Here is a 23,525-nt window from a genome sequence, read left to right on the forward strand (position 1 = left end):
TTCGAAATCCGTATAACGATATTCAAAAAAGTAGCTGAATATGTATGAAAACAAATAAAAGCAGAACATATAAAATGTTCCGCTCATAAACAATATCCAACTCCGACAATTATCCCTACTAAAGCACCGACTACTACTTCATACGGTGTATGCCCGACAAGTTCATTTAACTTCTTATATTCTGTTTGTCTACCGTGAAAAAACTCATTCAATATTTTCGCCTGTTTACTTACTGCAAGTCTTACCCCTGAAGCATCATACATAACAATTATTGCAAAGATAGCAGCAATAGCAAATAAGGTACTTTCCACACCTTCCACAACGCCAACACCGGTTGCAAGTGCTGTAACAGTTGAAGCATGAGAACTTGGCATCCCACCTGAAGCGAAAAACTTTGCAAAATCAAATTCACCCGTTTTAACTAATTTAAAGACTACTTTCGTTAATTGTGCTAAAAACCATGAAATTACAGCGGCCATAAGCGGATCATTATGTAAAATTGTTTCCACGTTCTCAGCTCCCTACTAGCTATAATGGAAATTCTATATAGTATCAGTATAAAGAAAAATGCGTAGAAAATACTACGCATTATGATACTTTTGCTGATTTATTTTTTATAAATTTCGGTTGTTTCTGAACTAAGAACTTTGTTTTCGCTACCGAGAATACAAATAATGCAACCCATATACAGAAAAATGCAATCATATGAGTAGATGTGAAATGTTCACCAAATACGAATACACCTAAAATTAAACTAATCGTTGGTGCAATATATTGTAAAAATCCTATCATATAAAGCGGAATAAGTTGTGCTCCTTTTGCAAAATAAAAAAGTGGTAAAGCTGTAACAATTCCTGCTCCTATTAATAATAACGTCGATAACATGGTAATAGATCCAAATGAACCGAATCCATGCACTCCTGTCATAACGAGATAAATAATCGCAAACGGTGTCACTAACATCGTTTCCATCGTAAGTCCAATTGTTGCATCATAGTTTAACAATTTTTTCGTTAATCCGTATAATCCAAATGAAAAAGCAAGTGATAAAGAAACCCACGGAATAGATCCGAAACGTACTGTTAAAATGATAACCCCTACTCCAGCTAAACCAACTGCAACATATTGCCAAAAGTTTAACTTTTCTTTTAAAACGACTGTACCCAGTAAAATACTAATAAGCGGATTAATATAATATCCGAGACTTGCTTCAATGACATGATTATGATTAACGGCCCATATGTAGACAAACCAGTTTCCGCTAATCAAGACTGAAGCTATTGTTAATGACATTAATAATTTAGGTCGTTTAAAAAGATTCACGAACTCCCCAATAAACTGACGAAACCTCTTCGTAACACCTAATACAAGTAACATAAAAACGAACGCCCAAACAATGCGGTGTGCTAATATTTCATCTGCCGGAACTTCCTCAACCCATTTCCAATAGATTGGTAGGATTCCCCACATCGTATAAGCACCAGCCGCATATATAATCCCTTTTTTTTGCTGTGCTGTTTGACTCCCCATCTTCCTTTTTCTCCTCTTCTCATTTTTTCTCCATTATAAGGTCCCACGTGCTCACTTTACCAATAATCAATCTGCAATTCTTTCGACATTTCTCATACAGCAAAAAGTAAACATACTGTTATAACGACAAGTAACGGTATACCGAAAACAAATTTCTTTTTATGTGTTTTATGGTGGAACATATACATACCGATCCAAGCACCAACTGCTCCCCCAGCTGCCGCTGATAAAAACAACGTACTTTCTGGCGTTCTCCACTGTTTTTTCTTCGCTTTTCGTTTATCAAGCCCCATAAGGCTAAAAGCTATAACGTTAATAATAATAAAATAAATCCATTTCATCGCTTTCTCTCCCTATGAAAAATTCGCTTAATGGTAACATGAAAAAACGATGGAAACAACTGAAGAACACTTTTTATTAATGAGTTACCTTCATATTTACATAACCAATCAAAAGGCCAATTATAGCTATTAAAAAGAAAGATGTTATGAGAAGAATCTTATATTTCATTCCCTTTACCCACTACCATTTCATCGAAAAAACTTCTCTCAATCTCTTTTTCATCAAAATGAAGAACTACAATTAGCCCTACATATAAAGAAACGAAATTTAGAAACCATTTGCCATTATCATCTTTCTTAGCTAGGCATTTAAATATCTCTTGAAATTGCATACGCTCTTCGGCGGCAACAACTGGTCGCACACCAAAATATTTCAATACGAGATGTAATTTTAGCTGCACAGATAATGATAAAATATATTTTAATAGCTCCGTATAATCAGCAATATTTTTTTGACTATATAACTTCACAAGCTTTTGGTGTAAAGTAGAAATCGATAATTCTTCGTCAGTCACTTTAGTTGCTTCTACCATTTCAATCATCTTTTTCATATCCATTACATTCACCCCTCCTGAAAAAACAAAAGCCAAAGCGTATTTATTTTATAATCAGCAATAATTGAGTATTTCTCGTCTCTCTTTCTTCTTCACTAACTAAGTCATACTTTTTTAAAAGGTGAAAGATATCGTTTAATATTTCCTGTGGATGATTACGTTGCAAAAATCCCTTCAATCCTGTAAAAATCCCTTCCGGTAAAAAATCCTTTTGACTTTCAAGCTTATTCATTACATCTTCCATAGAATGATCGATATTACACGCCATAAAAAATTCCTCCTCTATCCTTTATAAATAATATCCTCCGCTAACGATGTAAACACTTCTCCTACAAGAGAGTCTTCATCATATACAGATGAACCGTTATTTTCTTCTCGTTTTGCAAAAGGTATTTGCGCAATCACTTCTGTTTGCAATTGTTCTGCAAGCATTTCGCCGCCATCTTTTCCGAAGAGATAGTTTTTTGATCCATCTTGTTCTTCATAATAAGCCATATTTTCTACAACCCCTAAAATCTCGTGTTTCGTATGTTTTGCCATAACACCTACTCTAGATGCTACAAATGAAGCTACATTGTGTGGTGTTGTAACGATAATTTCTTGCGCCTGCGGGATCATTGCTGCAACATCAATAGCAACATCTCCTGTACCAGGTGGTAAATCAAGAAGTAAATAATCTAATTCTCCCCAGTGTGTATTCGCAAGGAAGTTTTGAATCCATTTATTTAACATCGGTCCGCGCCACATAACCGGGTTATTTCCTTCCGTAAAAAATCCCATCGACATAATTTTAACACCGTGACTAACGACTGGAATTGCTGTTTGATCAATCATCGTCGGTTTTTGATTCGTTTCCATCATAGCTGGAATGCTAAAACCATATATATCTGCATCTAATATCCCCACTTTTTTGCCCATACGAGCTAAAGCAGTTGCAAGATTAATTGTCACTGTTGATTTTCCAACTCCACCTTTACCACTCGTTACAGTAATAAATCGCACCCCTGAATCAAGGCGAAGCATGCTCGGCATACCGGTTTCTGTTCTACTATTTTTCTTTAACTTCTCTGTTAACGCAGCTCGTTCTTCTTGTGTCATAGAACTGAATTTCAAATCTACTTTAGACGCACCAATTGCCTGCAGAGACTCTTCCACATCTTGTTGAATTTTTGCCTTTAATGGACAACCTTGAATCGTTAACACTACTTCAAGTTTAACCTCTGTTCCATTTATTTGTATATCTCTAACCATATTTAATTCTACAATACTTTTGTGTAACTCCGGATCCTCTACATGTTTCAATGCGTTCATTATTTGTTCTTGCATAATCATAGAACTCATCCCTTCTCGTATTCGAATTTATATACCACATCTTCTTGGAGCTTCAACTGCTGAAAAAGCTTATTATCCCCCACTAACAGGCGGAATGAATGCAACTATATCTCCAGCTTTTATCATCTCTTCATTCATTACAAACTCTTCATTAACAGCCACCATCACTCTATCAAGCGATTGTAAACAATAACTTACTTTGAGCCATTCTTTTACTTGCTGCACTGTCATTTCTTGTTTTTCTAAAATTACTAATTGATCCGATCCGACTTCCTCACGCAAATTTGCGAACAATAAAATTGTAATCATCTTCTCATTCTTCCTTCTTAGGTTTTCCTTCTGGATATGCCGTATTTTCAAGTTGGTCTCCAATCCACATCGTTCCATCTTCCCAAAATTCTTTTTTCCAAATTGGGACGATTCGTTTTATACGTTCAATCGCGTATTCATTCGCTTCATAAGCTACTTTTCGATGCGGTGATGAAACTGCAATAACGACCGCAATATCCATGATTTCTAGCCGCCCTACACGGTGCGTAATTGCTACTTTTGCGTCCGGCCATTTTTCATAAATTTCTTCACCAATTCTCGTAAGTTGCTTTACTGCCATCGGTTTATACGCTTCATACTCTAAATGTAGCGTTCGTTTTCCTTTTGTTAACTCTCTCACCGTACCAATAAAAGTTGTAATCGCACCTGCTTCGCTTCTTGCGACTTTATTCGTTACTTCTTCAACTAAAATTGGTATATCTACAATTTCAAATAGTGCTTGTCCCATTAGAAACACCCCTCACTTTATAAAATGTTCCAGGCCATTCACTACCTTCGTTATCTTCCAGCAAGAGAACATCTACGAACATATCTTTTTTATAACCTCTCGTACCACCTGGAAGTACAATAAATATATTTGTCTCTGCTAGAGAAGAAACTGAGCTAGATTTATCAAACCCTGACGGATAAGCGATTAACTGTCCTTCGTTATATGTCAGTTTTGCTCGCACAAATCTTGTAAATGGATTTGGTTTTAAAAAATCTTCTCCTAATAACGCTTTTTCTCTTTTTACATGTGCTTTTTCACTAAACATATACGTCCGAATACAAGGTCTTACAAACAATTCAAATCCTACGTAACAAGCAGATGGATTTCCTGATAAACCAAATAATAACTTGCCATTTAATTGTGCTACAGTCGTAACACTCCCTGGCCGCATTGCAACTTTATTGAAAAGAACAGAGGCACCTAACTTTTCGTAAATAGCTGGTAAATAATCGTAATCCCCTACTGATACACCACCTGTTGTAATAAGCATATCTACTTGGCTTAATGCTTCTTTTACAGCTGTAAAACATGTATGAAAATCATCGCTAAACTTCCCAAAATATTTTACTCTGCCGCCCGCTCTTCGAATTTGAGACAATATCATATACGTATTACTATTTCGGATTTTCCCTGGCTGTAGTGAATCATTTACATCCAGTAATTCACTACCAGTCGCTAATAGTCCAATTACAGGCTTTCTCGCCACTGGCACCTCACTATAACCGAACGTAGCCAGAAGAGCTGAAATACCTGGATGAATGTATGACCCTTTCTTTGCAAGAACCGTTCCTTTACGAGCATCTTCACCTTGAAAAGAAATATTGTCGCCCGTTTTAAATGATCGCTTCACTTCCATGTAATTGTTGCCATCCTCCTCATATTGACGAGTCAGCTCTAACATAACCACCGCATCACACCCATTCGGAATTTGCGCTCCCGTCATAATTCGAACGGCTTGAAGCGGGCCTATTTTCTCCTGGCATATTGATCCTGCACCAATTTCACCAATTACTTCAAACACAATTGGCGTTTCATAACTTGCTACATTCGTATCTTCTGCTCTAATAGCAAATCCGTCATATGGTGAACGATTGAATGAAGGTACATCATGGTCAGCTACTAAATCCTCTGCTAATATACGCCCATAAGCTAATTCAATAGGTAGTAGCTCCTTTAATCCCTCATTAGCAAATCCCATTACTTTACGAACAGCTTCTTCAACCGTAATTGGCACTCTTCTTTCCATTGTTGACAACCCTTTCTATTAACCGAATACGCGATAATATAATTGTTTCGCCTTCGAAATATCATTTGTACCATGAATAAAAACACGACCATCCCGAAAAATAACGACGCGGTAATCATCTAGTTGGCAAGATAGTAAATACGGATTCCGATCTACTTTCCCTAGTTTATTTAATACTTTTTCTATATCGTCAAAATCGTACTTTCTATTTTCTACTGGCCTAATTTGCACTGTATTTCTTCCGCATAAAGCAGCTACCTTCGTTTGATTTTCGTATGATAAATAAGGATAAGTTCGATTTAAGCCGCACGAAGGGCACTCGTCTGTTTTGATTTTCCCTAGTTTTATAAAATGGTTTTGATTATTCCATATATCAAACATGAAAAATGTTTTTCTAATTGCTGCGAAATCTCCTACTAAAATTTTAAATGCTTCCGCCACTTGATATGCTGCGACGATTTGAACAGCCGGGCTAATAATTCCAGCTGTATCACATGTCATACCTGTAACTGGAACATTCCTCAGCACACAATGTAAACACGGTGTCTTTTGCGGAATAATTGTATAGCTCATACCATACGATCCAACACAAGAACCATATACCCACGGGATATTATGTTTTTGTGATAAGTCATTTATTATAAATCGAATATCAAAATTATCTGTTGCATCAATTATTACATCTACATTTTTTAATAGGTCATCCATATTTTCTGCAACTGCATCCATTACGAATGCATGTATTTGTACTTCCAAATTAATTTGTTCTAGCCGATTTTTAGCAGCGATTGCTTTCGGCATTTTCTCTCTCGCATCTTGTTCAGAGTACAATTGTTGCCTTTGTAAATTACTCCATTCAACGTAGTCACGATCAATAATCGTCAACTTACCAATACCTGCACGTACGAAACTTTCGGCACTTGCACTTCCTAATGCGCCTGCTCCTACAATTAACACATGTTTATTTCGAATTTTTTCTTGCCCTCTACTCCCAATTGGTTTGAACAACTGTTGTCGTGAATACCGCTCAGCCATTACATACCCTTCCTCTCACAAACTCTATTTCATATTAGAATGTTGTTTTTGATAACAAGCAAAGTAAGCAAACCCAACAAATCCAGCCCCTCCAATTACATTTCCGATAAAAACAGGAACAAAATTTCTAGCAAGGTCCATCCACGTCAGATGACCTGCAAAAATAACTGCTGAGATGACAAACATATTTGCTACTACTTGCTGAAATCCGATTACTACAAATGCCATAATTGGAATCCAAATTCCGATTATTTTCCCGACAAAATCACTCGTTCCATAAGCGAGCCAAAGCGCCAAACAAACGAGCCAATTACAACCAATTGCTAAAATTAAAGTTCTCCCAAACGATTCATGTAACTTTCCTTCCGCTATCGCTACCGTTTTATTTAAATAATCTCCCTCTGTTAATCCGCCGAGATGACCGAAACAATACGCTACGAAAATAGCTCCCACAAAATTCATGAAAGTAATCCAAACCCAATTATTTAATACACTTACCAATGTAATTTTCTTTGCATATAGCGCCATAGACAGTGACATCATATTTCCCGTAATTAATTCTCCTCCTGCCAATACGACGAGCATTAGTCCAACAGGAAAAACCGCTCCTCCTAAAACATTGACTAAACTCCCCCAGCGCTCAGGTAAATTACCTAAAACGCGAATGTTAAGCAAAAAACCTAGCGAAATAAACGCTCCTCCTAAAAAACCGAGAATAAGCATTGCTGGCAACGTTTGACTTACTTTTTGAACACCGGCCTCAATTACGAGTTCAGCAATTTGTTCCGGTTTATGAAATGCCATTACTAATTCCTCCATTTTCTCCAAATAAAAAAGCAGCTTCAAAAAACCTCCTCAAAATAAAGGTTTTTGAATGCTGCTTAATTTCTCTGCACATCTTTTACAGAGATATCAATCATCACTTTTACTATAAAATAGAAAATCTACAAACGTTGCATACTTTCCATTTTGTATATACTTCATCAAAGCATCACTCTTATATATCAACCACCAATATGTGACATTTCAATTTTAGGCGCTCTTTTTTTACTTGTATGACTTAAGCGTTCATCTGAATAACGATCTTCTCGGTTGTTCCATATATCACGTACGATATATATTATTTCATCGTCAGTGTATCCAGATCGAAGTAGTTCTCTCAAGTCATTTCCTTTAGAAGCAAACAAACAAGTATATAATTTTCCTTCTGCAGAAATACGGGCTCTCGTACATGAGGAACAGAAGGAATCTGTTACTGATGAAATAATACCTATTTCTTCATCACTTCCGATATAACGATAGCGAGTGGCAACTTCACCTGCATAATTCGCTTCGATTCGTTCTAATGGCATAACTTGATGAATAGCACTTACTATTTCTTGTTTCGATACAACCTCTTTTAATTCCCAACCGTTATAATTTCCAACGTCCATATACTCAATAAAACGAAGAATATGTTTATTTTCCTTAAAGTATTGCGCCATCTGCAAAATGTCCTGTTCGTTTTTCCCCTTTTGAACGACCATGTTTATTTTAATTTTCATACCGACTTCAGCTGCAGCCTGTATTCCTTCTAGTACCCTTTGCACTTTGCTTCTATTACCATTCAAATAGAAAAACCGTTCTTCTTCTAAGGAATCTAAACTAATTGTCACACGTGATAAACCCGCCTTATATAAATCAGGAGCAAACTTTTTAAGTAACGATCCATTGGTTGTTAAACCGATATCCTCCACACCATCTATTTTATTAAGGCGCTCAATAAGCTGCGGAAGACCTCTTCGAAGTAACGGTTCTCCACCCGTAATCCGTAACTTTCTTACACCTAAAGAAACAAAAATACGTGTTATCCTTTCAATCTCATCAAAAGATAAAATTTTATCATTAGACAAAAACGAATAATCAGGACCAAATATTTCTTCTGGCATACAATAACGACAGCGAAAATTACAGCGATCAGTAACAGAAATACGTAAATCCTTTAAAGGACGTTGTAGTTTGTCTAATGTGACAGATTTCATATTTATTGCCTCGCTTTTACTTATTTTATATTTAAAACACGCTCTGGATGCGTATATACATTTAAGGATTGATTCCGAATAAACCCTATCGTCGTAATACCTAATTCTTCTGCTAGTTGCAAAGCCAACTCAGTTGGAGCTGATTTTGAAAGTATAATTTCACAACCAATCTTTGCAACTTTTAATAATATTTCCGAAGAAATACGACCACTAAAAACTATAATTTTCTCTTTTATAGAAATATTATTTTTTAAACAATAACCGTAAATTTTATCTAATGCATTATGTCTACCGATATCCATTCTGCTTAAAATAATGCCATTCACATCACACAAAGATGCATTATGAACGCCACCTGTATGACGAAATGTCTCTGCAGATTGCTGCATTTCTTTCATTAATCGAAAACAGTCTTCTGCAGTAACCTGTACATGGACACCATTCATTTTTTTCACGCTTAATGCATCATTTGCAAAAACAAACCCTTGTCTACTCATGCCGCAACATGAAGTAATATAACGTTTATTTTGCATTTGTTCGTAATACGGATTCACTTTTGTCGCCGTGACATGTACAAATCCTTCTTTCTCTTGTACCCATATGTCATCAATATCTTCATACTTCCGAATAATTCCTTCAGATGCTAAAAAGCCTATTACCATATCTTCTATATATTCTGGAGTACTAACCATTGTAACAAACTCCTGTCCGTTCATTTTAATCGTGACTGGAAACTCTGTTACAATGCTGTCCTCTATATGTTTAAACGCCCCTTGTTCATAACGAAAGATTTCTCTTTCTACCTGTATCGGTTTCACGATCAGTATCCTTCTCTCACGTTATATTTTTATCAAAAACAAATACCGAAACTGCAATATCTTCCTCTACTTTCATATCTGAAAATAAATTCACTAATTTCGCTCCAACAAGTTCCTCCAAATGTTCACGGGAATTCGCAGCATACACTTCTTGAATCATTTTCGTTCTAGCCAAATGAACCATTTCTGCACCGTCCATCGTACTTGAAATGAATTTTTCAGTAGGTGTTAAGTTTCCGTAAAGGGTCGCAATCGCCATATTTTCAGCAAAAACAGTATGAATTCTTTCTGGTCCTTTTCCGAAAAGTTCCTTTCGAAGTTTTCGTATCATATCATTAAATTCATGTACTTTTTTTGACATACAATTATACCTCCAAAAAATCCTCATTTTACTTTATTATATATTTTATCAAAATGATCCTTCCGCCCAAACTATTTCGTACAAACATTTGGGCGAAAAGATTCACTTTATGAAGATTATTCGTCTTTTAACCCTTTACCCATACCTTTTAAGAAATGAAGCCCAAACCCGATAGCACGGTTAATGTCTGGATCTTTCAATACTTTCATAAGATCAAATACTCCTACTTTTTTATTACTCTCTAGATGTTCATTACCTTCTTCTAGTCCTACTAATAAGCTACCTATAAGCTTTTTCGTAAGTTCCGGATCAAGTTCTGTTAAAGCACCTGCAGCACCCATCATATTATTAATTAAATTTGTAACAGGCTCACGAGTCACTTGGCCAAGAACAATCTTTGCGATTGGTTCTTTCGCCTTTAGCATAGAATTTGCGGCTTCTAGCATTCCGATGTCATTTAATTCCCCGACAATATTAAACATTTGATTTAAAGCTTCTTCATTATTAGCTAGAAGCTCTTTTAAATCATCTAGTTTTTGCTGTTTTATTTCTTCCTCAGTTAATTCTTGTTTTTGAATCATTTTTATAGGTGCAGCCATATTTTCCTCCTCCTACTTATCCGTTAAATGCACATACCCTGGACGTGCCCACTTACGCTGTACCTCAATGCCAGCTTGAGGGTGACGTTTTTTATTGCGTGGGTTCACTTTTGGCATCGGATTTTCACCATCAACTTCTAGCACTTCCATACGCACTTTCGTCTGTTTATAAGCAGGTGTATTTGTACGCGTATCAACTGCAGGACCTGTTAAGAAATTAATCGCTGTTTCATTATCTGTAGAGTTCATCGGTAAATATAACTCATTCGCTTTTACACGGTCTGTTACAAGTGCACGTAATTTTAACGCTCCAAACGGAGAGACGAGGCGAACTAATGAACCTGTTTTCACTCCACGTTCTTTTGCAAGCGCTGGAGAAATTTCAACGAAAACGCCAGGCACTTTCGTTTGAATACCAGTTGATTTATTTGTCATATTTCCTTCATGGAAATGCTCAAGCATACGACCGTTATTAATGTGAAGATCGAACTCCGCTGGGAATTCAGCTGGACGTACCCAGTCAGCAATCGCAAAACGAGCCTTTTTATCCGGGAAGTTAAATCCGTCTTGGAAAAGTAATGGTGTATTCGTACCATCAAAGCTTCCCCAGTGGAAACTATTCCATCCTTCTAGCACTTCATAGTTTGCTTGTGAGAATAGTGGTGATAAGCTTGCCATTTCAGCAAAGATTTCACTTGGATGGCTATAATTCCAGTTTGCACCTAATTTATTCGCAACTTCCTGCACGATCCACCAGTCTGGTTTCGCCTCTTCAAGCGTAGGAAGTACTTGATATAGTCTTTGTACACGGCGCTCTGTATTTGTGAACGTACCTTCTTTCTCAAGAGACGGTGCTGCTGGTAATACAACATCTGCATATTGAGCAGTTTTAGAAAGGAAAACATCTTGCACAACGAAGAAATCAAGGCTTGATAACACTTCGTGTACATGGTTCGCATTAGAGTCTACAAGAGCCATATCCTCTCCGACAAGATACATAGCTTTCATTTTCCCTTCGTCAATTGCGTGCAGCATTTCTATATTATTAAGACCTGGTTCACTATTAATTTTCACTCCGTAAGCCATTTCAAATTTCGCACGTTCCATATCGTTAGTAACGTGTTGATATCCAGGAAGCCATCCTGGTAAAGTACCCATATCACAAGCACCTTGTACGTTATTATGACCTCGAAGCGGATATGCACCAGCACCTGGACGACGATAATTACCAGTTGCAAGAAGTAAGTTTGAAATCGCAGCGGAAGTATCAGATCCCCCTGTATTTTGCGTTACTCCCATACCCCAAAGGATACATGTACCATCTGCATCACGAATCATTTCAGCCATTTGAATAAGTGTTTCTTTTGAAATACCAGTCATTTTCTCTGCATATTCAAGTGTATATTCTGTAAGACTCTCTTTGAAATCTTCAAAGAAGTTTACATTCTCATCAATAAATCGTTGATTGTGCCAGCCTTGATCAATCATATATTTCGTAACAGCCATTAACCATACTTGATCTGTTCCTTGTTTTGGACTAACAAAGACGTCTGAACGCTCTGCCATTTCTGTTTTACGAAGATCAGCCACAATTAATTTTTGTCCGTGTAATTTATGTGCACGTTTAATTCGTGTAGCTAAAACAGGATGACCTTCTGTCGGATTACAACCTACAATCATAACAAGACCGGATTGTGCGATATCTTTAATCGTTCCAGCATCTCCGCCCATACCAATGGTACGGAATAATCCGTCTGTTGCTGGTGATTGACAATAACGTGAGCAGTTATCAATATTATTCGTTTCAAATACTTGTCGAGCTAATTTTTGAATGACATAATTGTCTTCATTCGTAATTTTTGATGAAGAAATAAAACCGATAGCATCTTTACCGTACTCTTCTTTAATCGATCCTAATTTACTTGCAACTACATTCAATGCTTCTTCCCATGTAGATTCAACAAACGCTCCATTTTTACGAATTAAAGGTTTCGTAATTCTTTCTTTAGAATTTACGAAATCCCAACCGAATTTTCCTTTTACACAAGTAGAAATTGCGTTAACTGGCGCATCAGAAGAAGGCTGTACTTTAAGGATTTTACGCCCTTTCGTCCACACTTCAAATGAACAACCTACACCACAAAATGTACATACTGTTTTCGTTTTCTTCGTACGAGTATCACGCATGGCTGCTTCCACTTCTGATACCGCAAAAATACCGCTATATCCAGGCTCAACCTCTTTAATTAAATCTACCATCGGTTCAAGAATATCTGGTTTTAATCCCGTCATAAATCCAGCTTCACCGAGCATCGTTTTCTCCATTAAAGCGTTACAAGGGCAAATGGTTACACATTGACCACAGCTCACGCATGAAGAGTCATTAATATTTACTCCTTCATCCCAAATAACTCGTGGGCGTTCCGCTTCCCAGTCTATCGATAACGTTTCATTTACTTGTAAGTTTTGACACACCTCAACGCATTGACCGCATGCAATACATTGATTCGGGTCATAGCGATAAAACGGATGCGTCATATCAACTTCACTTACATCTACTTTCGGTTCATAAGGATATTTTTGATGTTCGATTTCCATTAATTCTGCTGTATTATGCAGTTTACAGTTCCCATTGTTGTTGTCACATACTGTACAGTATAATAAATGATTTTCTAATAACCGATCCATCGCCTCTGTTTGCGCTTCTTTTGCACGAGCAGAATTACGTTCAATGTTCATACCTTCTATCGCCATTGTCGAACAAGAGCGCATTAACTTTCCGTCAACTTCTACAATACAAGTATCACATGTTTGAATAGGATCTACTTCTGGCACGTAACAAATTTGTGGATGTTCAATCCCATTCTCATTAATAACACCCAATATCGTTGAACCTGGCTCCGCTGCATACTTTTTTCCGTCAATTGTAATATGAACCATGTTGTCATTCATGGTCTTTCCCCCTTTTTGAGAATAAAAAAAACTCCACCACGAAAATATACGCACCACATTTCGGCACGTTATTATCATGGTGGAGTAGTTTATTAGCACATCTTGCTAAAATACCAATCCATTTATTCATAAATAAAACGATAGATTCATAACAGGTCATATCACGATTCCATCTTTAACACTATAATTATAGCGTTAAAGCTAAAATTATACAATATAAAATTTAATCTACGCATATATCAGCATGGAACTATCCATAATAACCCATATAAAACATAACAAGGAGTAAGCAAATAAATGGGGTCTTTTAATAAATGGATACGTGGTGAAAAGTCTTTTTCTGCACAAGAGCAAGCTGATCACTTATTAAATAAAGCTATCTCTTCTTCTCTTCCCCTTAATTTAAAACACTTGTCCAAACTGTTTAGCGGTATTCCAGAATTAATTACACGCACTTTTCCGTTAAAAAACGGAAAAGAAGCCGCTCTTATATATATGGAAGGACTTGTAGATAAAACTGTTATTAACATTGATATTCTTCGCCCCCTCCTATTTAAACAGTGGAATGAGGACGATTTTTGGGAATCTTCCGTTACAATCGGAAATGTAAAAAAAGTTCAGCAGTGGTCAGACATTGAACAGTCCCTTTTATATGGTAAAAGCATTTTATTCATACATGGACAACTTACAGCGTTAGAACTAGATACGCAATCGGCACCAAAAAGAAGTATTGAAGAACCTACAACAGAAACTTCCATAAAAAGCTCACACGAAGGATTTAATGAAGTAGCGGGCGACAGCCTTGCACTTATTCGTCGATATATTCCAAATCGCGAATTAAAAGTGAAGGAGTTCACTGTTGGTAAACGAGCTACTTCAAAGGTTTTTTTACTGTACTTAGCAGACGTTGCAAACGAAGATGTCGTACAAGAAATGGCCTGCCGCATTGAATCAATCAAAGTGGATGCTATTATTACTACCGGAGAATTAGAAGGGTTTGTTGAAGATAATTCCTACACTCTCTTTCCGCAATTATCAATAACCGAACGCCCAGACACAACAGCTCATCACATTTTGGATGGACGAATCGCTGTTGTTGTCGATCGCTCACCAGGCGTATTAATTGGACCTATGACCTTTTCATCTTTTTTTCAAACAATAGATGATTACAGCTTTAGACCTATCATTCCATCTTTTATACGATTACTTCGTTTCACCGGATTATTTATTGCAATATTTGCTCCGGCTCTTTATATTGCTATGATTTCCTTCCATTATGAAGTGATTCCACTTAAATTATTATTAACAATTGGAGAATCTCGAGCTAAAATTCCTTTCCCTCCCATATTAGAAGCACTTTTGATGGAATTAGTACTTGAAATGCTCCGCGAAGCTGCAGTTCGACTTCCGGGTCCCGTTGGACAAACGATTGGCGTCGTAGGAGGAATTGTCATTGGACAAGCTGCAGTTCAAGCAGGAATCGTAAGTAATGTTATGGTTATCGTCGTATCTATTACCGCAGTCGCTTCTTTTATCATCCCCAATCTGGAAATGTCAGCAGGAGTTCGGATTCTTCGCTTTCCAATGATGATAATCGCTTCTTTATTCGGGGTCATTGGAATTATGGTTGGAATGTCAGTTATCATCATCCATATTCTTTCTATGGAATCACTTGGTGTTCCTTACGGTAGTCCTTTTTCTCCATCATTTGCTACGGATTTAAAAGACGTTCTTGTGCGTTTGCCATGGAAACTAATGAAGAAACGACCACTATCCCTTAACTTAAAACAAGAAAATCGACAACCGGATATAGAAGAAACGGAGGAAAATAATTGACAAAGCGCGCAAAGAGGGAGATTAGTTTATTTCAATACATTTTAACGATTAGTGGTGTTCAAGTAGGATTCGGTGTACTTACACTACCACGTGAAGTTGCACAAGGGGCCAATACAGATGGCTGGATGTCTATTATTATAGGATGTGCTATCACTACTTTAGTCAGTCTATGTATCGTAAAAATTATGGAGAAGCATCCTGGATATCATTTACTTGATGTGCTAACTCGTTATCTTGGGAAGTGGCTAGGAAGAGTAGGAATGATTTTTTGGGTTTTATATGCTGTGCTTGCAGCTGTTTCCTTAATTTTCTCTCTCTTATACGTTATTCACATTTGGATTTTGCCTAGATCTCCAATGTTTTTAATTATGATGTTACTATCTATTCCAATGGTTATGCTCGCATGTAAAGGTGTCCTTATTATTAGCCGCTATGCTGTTTTTACTGTCTTATTTACACTTTGGATGCCATTACTATTATTTATCCCACTTAAAGATGGGCACTGGGTCTATCTTCTTCCTCTCCTTAAAGAGGGATGGATACCGGTTTTCAACACAGTAAAATCAACTATTATTGCCTTTCTCGGATTTGAGTTTGCATTCGTCCTTTATCCTTATCTCAGTAATAAATCATCTGCAAGAAAAGGAATCGTTATCGCAAATATGATTACTTTATTCGTTTACCTGCAAGTGACGTTCGTTTCTTTCCTGTATTTTAGCCCAGATGGTATAACGAAGTTTTTATGGCCTACCCTTTCTCTCGTTACACCATTTCACTTTTCTTTTCTGGAACGATTTGAAATTATCTTTTTGTCATTTTATCTCTTTATCATTTTTGATTCTTGCATTCCTTATATTTTTACTGCTTCAGATGGAATCAATCAATTACTTAACAAAAAAGGGAGTTCATTACCTATTTGGTTTTTATTATTCGGTTGTACTTTCATTCTGTTCTTTTATATCCCTTCCTCTTATCAAATAAGTGCGTTGCGAGAATTTTGGGGAACTGCAAGTTATTTTATCGTTTTTCTATTCCCAGTCGTATTTCTCTTATACATGACACTTTATCAATATTGGAAAAGGAGAAAAATTTAAATGAGACGCTTTATTCCTTTCATTATATTTTGCTTTCTCATAACATTTTTAACAGGCTGTGGAGATCGACTCGACTTAGAAAAACAATCGATTTCATTAATTTACGGTTTTGATGCAAAAGCAAAAGGAAAATTAATGGTGTATCACGTAAACCCTATTTTTAATGAAGATGTAGAAAAAAAGTTCGAAACTCATGAAGCAATAGTACATACACCTCGAGAAGCAAAAGCGACATTTAATAGCTCAAGTAGCGGTTTAGTATCTACAGAAAAGTTACAACTCATTTTATTTAGCACGAAGTTTTTAAAACAAGAAGGAGCTATGCCTTACCTTGATGTTTGGTATCGCGACCCTAAAAACACTGGAAATATGCGCATGGTTGCAGTAGACGGTCCCATTTCTTCCGTTATATATAATAACTTTAAGGATAAGCCTGCTCTTCCTGAGTATTTAACAGATTTAATTAATACGAACAAACTATACAATCGAACCGTGTTTACGACATTCCATGAATTTCATAGGCAAACGTTTAATAAAGGTATAACACCTACTATTTCAGAAATAAAAAAAGAAAAAAAAGATGTGATTGTTACCGGCTCTGCACTATTAACTTCTCGCGGAATCTATAAGATGTCTTTAAATCGATATGAAAGTGCCCTTCTTCTTATGTTGCAAAAAAAAGCGAATATACCTGTTTCACTTACACTGAAAATCCCTTCTCATTCAGTTGAAAGTAATAGTCATCGAAAAGATACAGAAGGTGACGATTTCGTAACAATAAATGTTCTTAGCATGAATCGCGACATTCACACAGGCTATAGCGACAACCACTTCAAATTTAATATTGCAATGGATTTTAAAATTTCCGTATCTGAACTTACATTCAACATGGATATAGATAAAGCTAGAAAGAAATTAACTTCACTTATTACAAAACAACTGAACAAAGATCTAAACGATTTAATCCACAAAATTCAAAAACAACAACTTGATCCATTCGGATTTGGTGACTATGCGAGAGCCTTTCAATATAAAGAATGGAAAGAAGTTGAAGACGATTGGCCGAGTGCCTTTTCAAAAGCGAATGTGAAAGTAGTACCTACTATTAAAATTTTAGAAAACGGGATTATTAAATAATAAAAACACGTTACTTGCTCTTATACGTGTAAAGAGCAAGTAACGTGTTATCATATTTATTTTGAATCTTCCTATACAGTTAAGCTTCTATTTCTGGCTCTTCGTTTTCCGCTTGTTCCAATCTTTGCTGCTCTGCAAGTTCAGCTGAAATCATTCCATAATAAATTTCTGGATACAATCCAAATATTTGATATACACTTCCTAAAAACGGCATCGGAATCCCTCTTTTCTAAAGTTGTATTGCCACTTTTAAGGATTCCCTTTTCATTCATTATACATTCGTTTTTGGCGTTTCCTCTTCATCATGAACGCTTAATAAATTTTGCCATTTTTTATAAGGAGCACTATTTGGATCTACATAACCTTTCGCATACGAACGATCCCACAATTGTTTAATAAACATTTCTTTCTCTTTCTTTGCAACCATATCGGCACCTGTACCGTAATAGTTTTGGAAATACAACTCAATTTCATCAAGGAATAGCCTCAATAATTCATCAGAAGTTTCTTCTAGCGTTGGGTCATATTTTGCTTCACGGTCATACATTAAAATCATATCTAAAATATTATGGACATGCTCTTTACGAAGCCATCTAATATCTTGAGCACCTAATACAAACGGATGTGTATATAAATGTCCGCCTTGTATCATCGCCTTTTCTTGTTCTTCTTCGAATCTGGATAAGATGTTTTCATAAATAAACGGATTATGAAGCAACGCTCTGTGTAATTTGTAACTTTCACTTGAAATATTTTTTCCCATCGACTGAATTAAGAAGCTACGTCCAACGCCGTTATATTGATACACGAACTGACCATCAACAGCAACTAAACTAATCCAACGATACATATACGCGTATAGAAGAGCTCGATTACATTTATCGTAATCCAACTTCGTTTGCGTTGCATTTAAGTCTGGCATGAATGCTGGTAAGTGCCAATACTTATCTAAATGTGGCGTTAAACTAGATTTTTTACTATTCAACTTGTTCACACGGCGATAGTATGACTGAAAATAATCACCTTTATCATTCATAAATCCATTTGCAATATGCCCAGACGAAAGCTTAGGGAAGTCTTGCAATGATAAACCGTAATGCGCACGATAACAAATGACTTCAAATGGCGAAAAAGCTTCATGTACTGTATCTTTTTCTTTAAACATTTCTTGAATTAATTCCTCTTGTAGTTCTTTCTTTAAAGATGGATGTATACCCCAATATTGTAATTCCCTATGATGGGAAACTTTCGGCACAAATGGACTTGCTAAATGGAACAAGTCTTCAATTTTTTCACGGACGTATTCATCACGATCACGCTTCTTATAATCCGCTTCTTTTCGTAACGCCTCAACGATATTCAGTTCTAATTTATCGCGATAGCGTATTTGTAATTCATCGTAGCAATAACTTAGTATGTGCTCACGATAAAAATCTTCTACCTTTTTCGATTGAATCTCTTCCGTTTTCGCATCCCTGCAATATTCCCCGTATAAACTCATATAAATTTCCGCAGATATATCTTTCGGTAATACTCCTAAATTTAAATGTTGCTGCATATCTTGCCATATCTTTTCTTGCAACTTCTCTTCAGCTAATACGTATACATTCGTTGGGTTTGTTTTCCCTTCAAATTCCTTGCTTCGTTTTTGAATTTCGAACAATAAATTTTCACGTGTCTCGTGTAAATTATCAAAAAACCTTTCCCAATATTGAATCATTTTATTAACTGCTTGATATAGTGATTGATAAACGAGTTCTAATAGCATTTCTTTACGATACTCATTTAATTTGTGTACGTACTGCGTTACAATATCTTCAAATTCTTTTTTAAACAAACGCTGCTGATTATTCATCATTTTTCCAAACCAGCCTTGTTGCTGCGCGATTTCTACTCGGCGAACAGCTGTTACCGTTCCATCAATATTACTCACATTAAATTTCTTATCGTAGTTTTGAATTAAATTGCGCTTTTGTTCATTATTTTCATGTAGTCGATTCATTTTCTCGACTAACTGCTTTCGAATCTCATATAACATAAAGCGAGCTGATACTGGATGAACAGGATCTGTTTTCTTTAAAAACCATGTATTTAGTTGATATGACTGGCCTTCAGAACCACTTGGCGAAAAACGGTCTGATTCAATCATGTCATACAATAGTGTCGTTACATGTTCATGTACACGGCTCGGAATCGCATACCCATATAAACGAACCGCATGATCCACTCTTGCTACTTCACCTTTCATTTGCTCCATCATTTTCAGCTTCGCAGCTGAAATTTTACACTCATGCTGTAGACGATTTAATTCCTCGTCTTTTTGCACCGTACGCTGTACATAACTTTCTACAGCTTCTAAAAACAGTTTAGATTTTGCAACGCCGACCTTACCGCCCTCTGCTCCTTCACGTGTTTCATTGTACATTTGTCTATAGAAAATATGAGCCTGTTCTGGACGAGTAGCAAGATGTTCTAAGTCTTCTAAATAACTTTTCCCACGCTCTGGCTTTTCACGTTGCATACCACGCTTTACATCTTGATCGTATCTTTGTTTCTTCTCTTGAAACAGTTGGTCTAAATGAAGCCACGATTCATCTAAACCTTGCACAGCCCATTTTAAAGCACAATATTTTAACACGTGCTCATACGGATAAATAATCTTTGCCGTTCCTGCCCCGCAATATCGCCCTTTCCCGCTCGATTCTGCTAATTGCTGAATTTGATTATCTTCCTGTGCAAAATGATTGGCAGACATCGGACTAAATAACTGTAAATAAATCGTATTTGCCATTTGCTCCATATAATCTGATAAATTATGCAGATGGTGTCCATGTAGATTTTCGTAATCGTATAAGAAACAATAATTGTACGGTAAATGATGCTGTTTAATCGTATGATTCGTTCTTCCGTCTTCATCTACCTGATCAGGACGATACTCTAATTCAATCGTGACACCACCGCGTTTGGATAGTTCTCCTGTAGAACCGAGTGTAATCGCATGTAATTCTTTTAACGATGCGTAGCCATTTGCTTGCACCGTTTCAAACTCTTTCGCACTAACCGTTCTCGTCTTAACTAAAACGTCTGGCATCAGAAACGCACCGCGTATTAAAATGTTGTGATGTTGCAGTTTTTTCCGAAGCATTTCACGTAAATATAATGCAATTTGCAGAAACATCCCTGAACCTGTTCCGCCCGCTAGTGACGTTACGATAATGACACGTACTCCATATTCCGTTTGATCGCTTGTAACCGGAAAAATCTTCTCAATTTCTTGCCAAAAGGATGTCAATTTATCTTCTTTCATCGCAGCACGTAACGCTAAACGGGAAATGACGCGTAATTGTCCTGCCCCTTCTGTCAGCGGTTTATCAAGTATAGTCGGATCCATTGGAAACCACTCAGGAATCGTTGGGTCTCCCGCAATATACTCTCTTGGCGTTTTACTAGAACTCGTTTGCGTCTTAAACTTTCGAATATGATCAAATTTACTCAATGTATTCACATCTGTATCAAATACGTGCATTGCTACCTTTTTTCTGCGCTCCTCAGGTAGCCTTTCATATATTTGATGTGTCACAGTACTACCGATTCCACCTAAACCAATTAATATCGTTGGAACTTGTAACGTCATGTGAACCACCTTCCTATTCTTGCTTGTTTGAAAAGAGGAGGGAAAGCTAAAATCCCCCCCCTTTGCCCTATCTACTATTCACACTCGTACCTGTAAATCTCTTTACCATATCCTCTATCAATTACTAAAAGTTCATTTGGATATAGCGTCTTATGTTCCATTCCAACCTCATCCTCTGTTATAAACATCCCATCAATAATCATTCCTACTACTTGGGAATCTTTCGCTACAAATATCGATTTCGATCCTTTTTTTGCTATAAACGTAACGGATTGCACGGTCTTTCTTTCTGCTCGGAATGGAATACCAAAATAGTGCTTCCACCATTTATTTTTAAGTAACTCTGGTTCAGATTGATATAGCCAATCTTTCGCTACTTCTTGATCCCATTCGTAATACAATAGTGCTTTCCGGTGAAATCTTGGACGAACAATCCATCCTAAAACGATTATTCCTACTACTAACAGTAATAAAGTGATAGGAATAACAAACTTAAAAATAAGCTCATATTTTTCATAAAACGGTGCATTTTGAATATGAAGTGATATTTTTTTCTTTACTTCTTGTAATTTTGAATCTTGCACTACGATGGTAGCTTCTACGGTGCCGGTATCTGTGAAATTGAATGTGTCGGAGTAATGAGGGCGAGGATAAATATAAATTTGATTACCCTGTTGTTTTATTTCATAGTTGATTGATTGTTTAAATGTGACACCAGTAGATTTTAATAATTTCTTTACAGCCCCTTCTGTCATCGGCTTACCATCTAACTGTGGTTGTATAATAAACGGTTTACTATTCTCTAAATTTGTTACTTTTTCTTCATAATCTTTCGTAATCGTTTGTAGTGATAATTTTGGTCTTTCTGTTACTTCGATTTTAAATTCTTTCGTTTGTCTGTAAAAACCCTTTATGTTCATATGAACTTTCCCACGTACTAACCCTTTATCAATCTTCATTTCGTAGTAAAATACATGTTTTTTATCGTCCCACTTCATCGGATACTGTTTTCCGTCTATTTCTACTTCTGCCTGAAAATATGAAGACTGAATTGGTAATTCCGTAGGCTTCGCTTCAATAACAGCAGTAGCACCTTCGTACATTTTTTCCACATTTTTTTGACTACTATCATCTTTGTCATAAGTAGAAACAGTATAGTTAAGCGCCGGTTCAACTAGTACTTGTAGTCCTTCTTTCTCAATATCCTGGTCCACCTCTATCGTATAAGTTCCTGGTTTAATAACTTCCTGATTTTCCGTACTGATATGAACTATATTTCCGAATAATTTCGCTTCTCCTGGTGCATGTATGGAAAAAGAAGATTGTAATTGTAATGGTTTAGAAATTTGTGTGACCTGATAATTAGACAAGGAAGGCGATTGTCGTACAAGCGTCATACGCTTTAATGGAAATGGTGTTGTAATCTCTACTTTCTTCCCTACTACTTTCGTTTTTACAATCGATTCAACAGAGGAGAATGGATCACGATTTGCAACTAATGCTGCTACTTGATTGACGCTTTTTACAATACCATCCTCTCCACTAGATGGCATCTTAACTCCATTTATCTCTTTCTTCCATATTTCTTTAAACGTATTTAGTTGTGCTTTTTCTTGCTGTCCTAAATCCTCTTCCATCGTAATTAAAATTGGATGTAACGATATCTTTTTTGCATCCATATCCTTCTTAAACTGTGCTAACTTCTGTGTAATTTGTTCTTTTCCGCCAACCTTATCTTTCTCTAAGTCATTAAATGCCCCGTCAGTTAAGACAATAAGCCAAAATTCACGTTTCCCATCTATATCTGCTTCCTTTTTTATAGATTGCATCGCCGTTTCTACTGCGCTAAACGGAGTATTTAAATACGTTTTCCATGCTCCAATTCCCTCAATTTCTGTTTGTCTCTTATCCTTCGTTAACGAAATGTTTAATGAATCATTAGGCTTGCTCATTGGAACGTACGAAAATTTATCTTTTTCATCTAATAGCGCAACTAAACTTTGCAAAGCGTAATTGGCATATTTCCAGCGATCGTTATTTCTCATGCTGCCCGAATCATCATATACAAGTGAAACGACCCTTTCCTTTGCCTCCTCTCCTTTTGCAAAAGTCCAAAAAGGATGTAACCATATAAATAGAAACAACATGAATGTGGCACAAATTCGAATTTTCATGATGAGGCTTCGCCACCTTTGTAGACAAATTCCTATGTTTA

Annotated in this window: 22 protein-coding genes; 3 read left to right on the forward strand and 19 right to left on the reverse strand. The window is 36.5% G+C overall.

Annotated elements, in window-relative coordinates:
- Positions 1–83: 83 nt before the first annotated feature.
- From FS742_RS18105 to fdhF, 16 genes are all read right to left on the reverse strand, one after another.
- The gene (locus FS742_RS18105) at positions 84–509 is read right to left on the reverse strand and encodes a divergent PAP2 family protein (protein ID WP_016086866.1); all 426 of its coding nucleotides are present in this window, start codon (positions 507–509) and stop codon (positions 84–86) included.
- A 79-nt stretch (positions 510–588) separates the two neighbouring features.
- The gene (gene rarD / locus FS742_RS18110) at positions 589–1,530 is read right to left on the reverse strand and encodes an EamA family transporter RarD (RefSeq protein ID WP_144614168.1); all 942 of its coding nucleotides are present in this window, start codon (positions 1,528–1,530) and stop codon (positions 589–591) included.
- A 92-nt stretch (positions 1,531–1,622) separates the two neighbouring features.
- Positions 1,623–1,871 carry a DUF1294 domain-containing protein gene (locus tag FS742_RS18115; RefSeq protein WP_016086864.1) on the reverse strand — a complete coding sequence of 83 codons (249 nt, stop codon included), beginning with the start codon at positions 1,869–1,871 and terminating at the stop codon, positions 1,623–1,625.
- Positions 1,872–2,029: 158 nt separating this feature from the next.
- Positions 2,030–2,428: a hypothetical protein gene (locus FS742_RS18120; protein ID WP_144614170.1), complete on the reverse strand. Its 399-nt coding sequence runs from the start codon at positions 2,426–2,428 to the stop codon at positions 2,030–2,032.
- A gap of 40 nt (positions 2,429–2,468) precedes the next feature.
- Entirely contained in the window at positions 2,469–2,693 is a 225-nt protein-coding gene (locus FS742_RS18125) for a group-specific protein (protein ID WP_144614172.1), read from the reverse strand.
- Positions 2,694–2,707: 14 nt separating this feature from the next.
- Positions 2,708–3,757, reverse strand: a complete 1,050-nt coding sequence (locus FS742_RS18130; protein WP_144614174.1) for a P-loop NTPase — start codon at positions 3,755–3,757, stop codon at positions 2,708–2,710.
- A 72-nt stretch (positions 3,758–3,829) separates the two neighbouring features.
- A complete protein-coding gene (moaD, locus tag FS742_RS18135) occupies positions 3,830–4,066 on the reverse strand; it encodes a molybdopterin converting factor subunit 1 (RefSeq protein ID WP_144614176.1) in 237 nt (78 codons plus the stop codon).
- Between the two features lie 4 nt (positions 4,067–4,070).
- A complete protein-coding gene (gene moaE / locus FS742_RS18140; RefSeq protein WP_144614178.1) occupies positions 4,071–4,535 on the reverse strand; it encodes a molybdopterin synthase catalytic subunit MoaE in 465 nt (154 codons plus the stop codon).
- Positions 4,516–5,823 (reverse strand): molybdopterin molybdotransferase MoeA, encoded by a 1,308-nt coding sequence (gene moeA, locus FS742_RS18145; protein WP_144614180.1) that lies wholly within the window; start codon positions 5,821–5,823, stop codon positions 4,516–4,518. Before moeA ends, moaE begins: the two co-directional genes overlap by 20 nt.
- 18 nt (positions 5,824–5,841) lie before the next feature.
- A complete protein-coding gene (locus FS742_RS18150; protein ID WP_144614182.1) occupies positions 5,842–6,858 on the reverse strand; it encodes a molybdopterin-synthase adenylyltransferase MoeB in 1,017 nt (338 codons plus the stop codon).
- 24 nt (positions 6,859–6,882) lie between these two features.
- Positions 6,883–7,662, reverse strand: a complete 780-nt coding sequence (locus tag FS742_RS18155) for a formate channel (RefSeq protein WP_033656377.1) — start codon at positions 7,660–7,662, stop codon at positions 6,883–6,885.
- Positions 7,663–7,862: 200 nt separating this feature from the next.
- The gene (gene moaA / locus FS742_RS18160) at positions 7,863–8,879 is read right to left on the reverse strand and encodes a GTP 3',8-cyclase MoaA (RefSeq protein ID WP_222124849.1); all 1,017 of its coding nucleotides are present in this window, start codon (positions 8,877–8,879) and stop codon (positions 7,863–7,865) included.
- Positions 8,880–8,899: 20 nt separating this feature from the next.
- On the reverse strand, positions 8,900–9,697 hold the full coding sequence (gene fdhD / locus FS742_RS18165; RefSeq protein WP_144614186.1) for a formate dehydrogenase accessory sulfurtransferase FdhD: 798 nt from the start codon (positions 9,695–9,697) through the stop codon (positions 8,900–8,902).
- Positions 9,698–9,713: 16 nt separating this feature from the next.
- Positions 9,714–10,058 carry a Na-translocating system protein MpsC family protein gene (locus FS742_RS18170; RefSeq protein WP_000039580.1) on the reverse strand — a complete coding sequence of 115 codons (345 nt, stop codon included), beginning with the start codon at positions 10,056–10,058 and terminating at the stop codon, positions 9,714–9,716.
- Positions 10,059–10,174: 116 nt separating this feature from the next.
- Positions 10,175–10,657: a helical membrane plugin domain-containing protein gene (locus FS742_RS18175; RefSeq protein WP_000729894.1), complete on the reverse strand. Its 483-nt coding sequence runs from the start codon at positions 10,655–10,657 to the stop codon at positions 10,175–10,177.
- A gap of 12 nt (positions 10,658–10,669) precedes the next feature.
- On the reverse strand, positions 10,670–13,609 hold the full coding sequence (gene fdhF / locus FS742_RS18180; RefSeq protein WP_144614189.1) for a formate dehydrogenase subunit alpha: 2,940 nt from the start codon (positions 13,607–13,609) through the stop codon (positions 10,670–10,672).
- A gap of 297 nt (positions 13,610–13,906) precedes the next feature.
- On the opposite strand from fdhF, the gene FS742_RS18185 reads away from it, so the two are divergent.
- Genes FS742_RS18185 through FS742_RS18195 form a run of 3 tightly spaced genes read left to right on the forward strand, consistent with a single transcriptional unit; the run spans position 13,907 to position 17,676 of the window.
- Positions 13,907–15,445, forward strand: a complete 1,539-nt coding sequence (locus FS742_RS18185; protein ID WP_144614191.1) for a spore germination protein — start codon at positions 13,907–13,909, stop codon at positions 15,443–15,445.
- Positions 15,442–16,539, forward strand: coding sequence for an endospore germination permease (locus FS742_RS18190; protein ID WP_144614193.1), 1,098 nt, complete (start codon positions 15,442–15,444; stop codon positions 16,537–16,539). The genes FS742_RS18185 and FS742_RS18190 overlap by 4 nt, the downstream gene beginning before the upstream one ends.
- A complete protein-coding gene (locus FS742_RS18195) occupies positions 16,540–17,676 on the forward strand; it encodes a Ger(x)C family spore germination protein (protein ID WP_144614195.1) in 1,137 nt (378 codons plus the stop codon).
- 79 nt (positions 17,677–17,755) lie between these two features.
- On the opposite strand, the gene FS742_RS18200 is transcribed toward FS742_RS18195, so the two are convergent.
- From FS742_RS18200 to FS742_RS18210, 3 genes are all read right to left on the reverse strand, one after another.
- A complete protein-coding gene (locus tag FS742_RS18200) occupies positions 17,756–17,890 on the reverse strand; it encodes a phosphonate ABC transporter permease (protein WP_144614197.1) in 135 nt (44 codons plus the stop codon).
- A 57-nt stretch (positions 17,891–17,947) separates the two neighbouring features.
- Positions 17,948–21,310, reverse strand: a complete 3,363-nt coding sequence (locus FS742_RS18205; RefSeq protein WP_144614199.1) for a tubulin-like doman-containing protein — start codon at positions 21,308–21,310, stop codon at positions 17,948–17,950.
- 74 nt (positions 21,311–21,384) lie between these two features.
- Positions 21,385–23,484: a vWA domain-containing protein gene (locus tag FS742_RS18210; protein WP_144614201.1), complete on the reverse strand. Its 2,100-nt coding sequence runs from the start codon at positions 23,482–23,484 to the stop codon at positions 21,385–21,387.
- Positions 23,485–23,525: the final 41 nt, after the last annotated feature.

This window comes from Bacillus cereus, from assembly GCF_007678085.1.
GTDB classification, from domain to species: Bacteria; Bacillota; Bacilli; order Bacillales; family Bacillaceae_G; genus Bacillus_A; species Bacillus_A cereus_BE.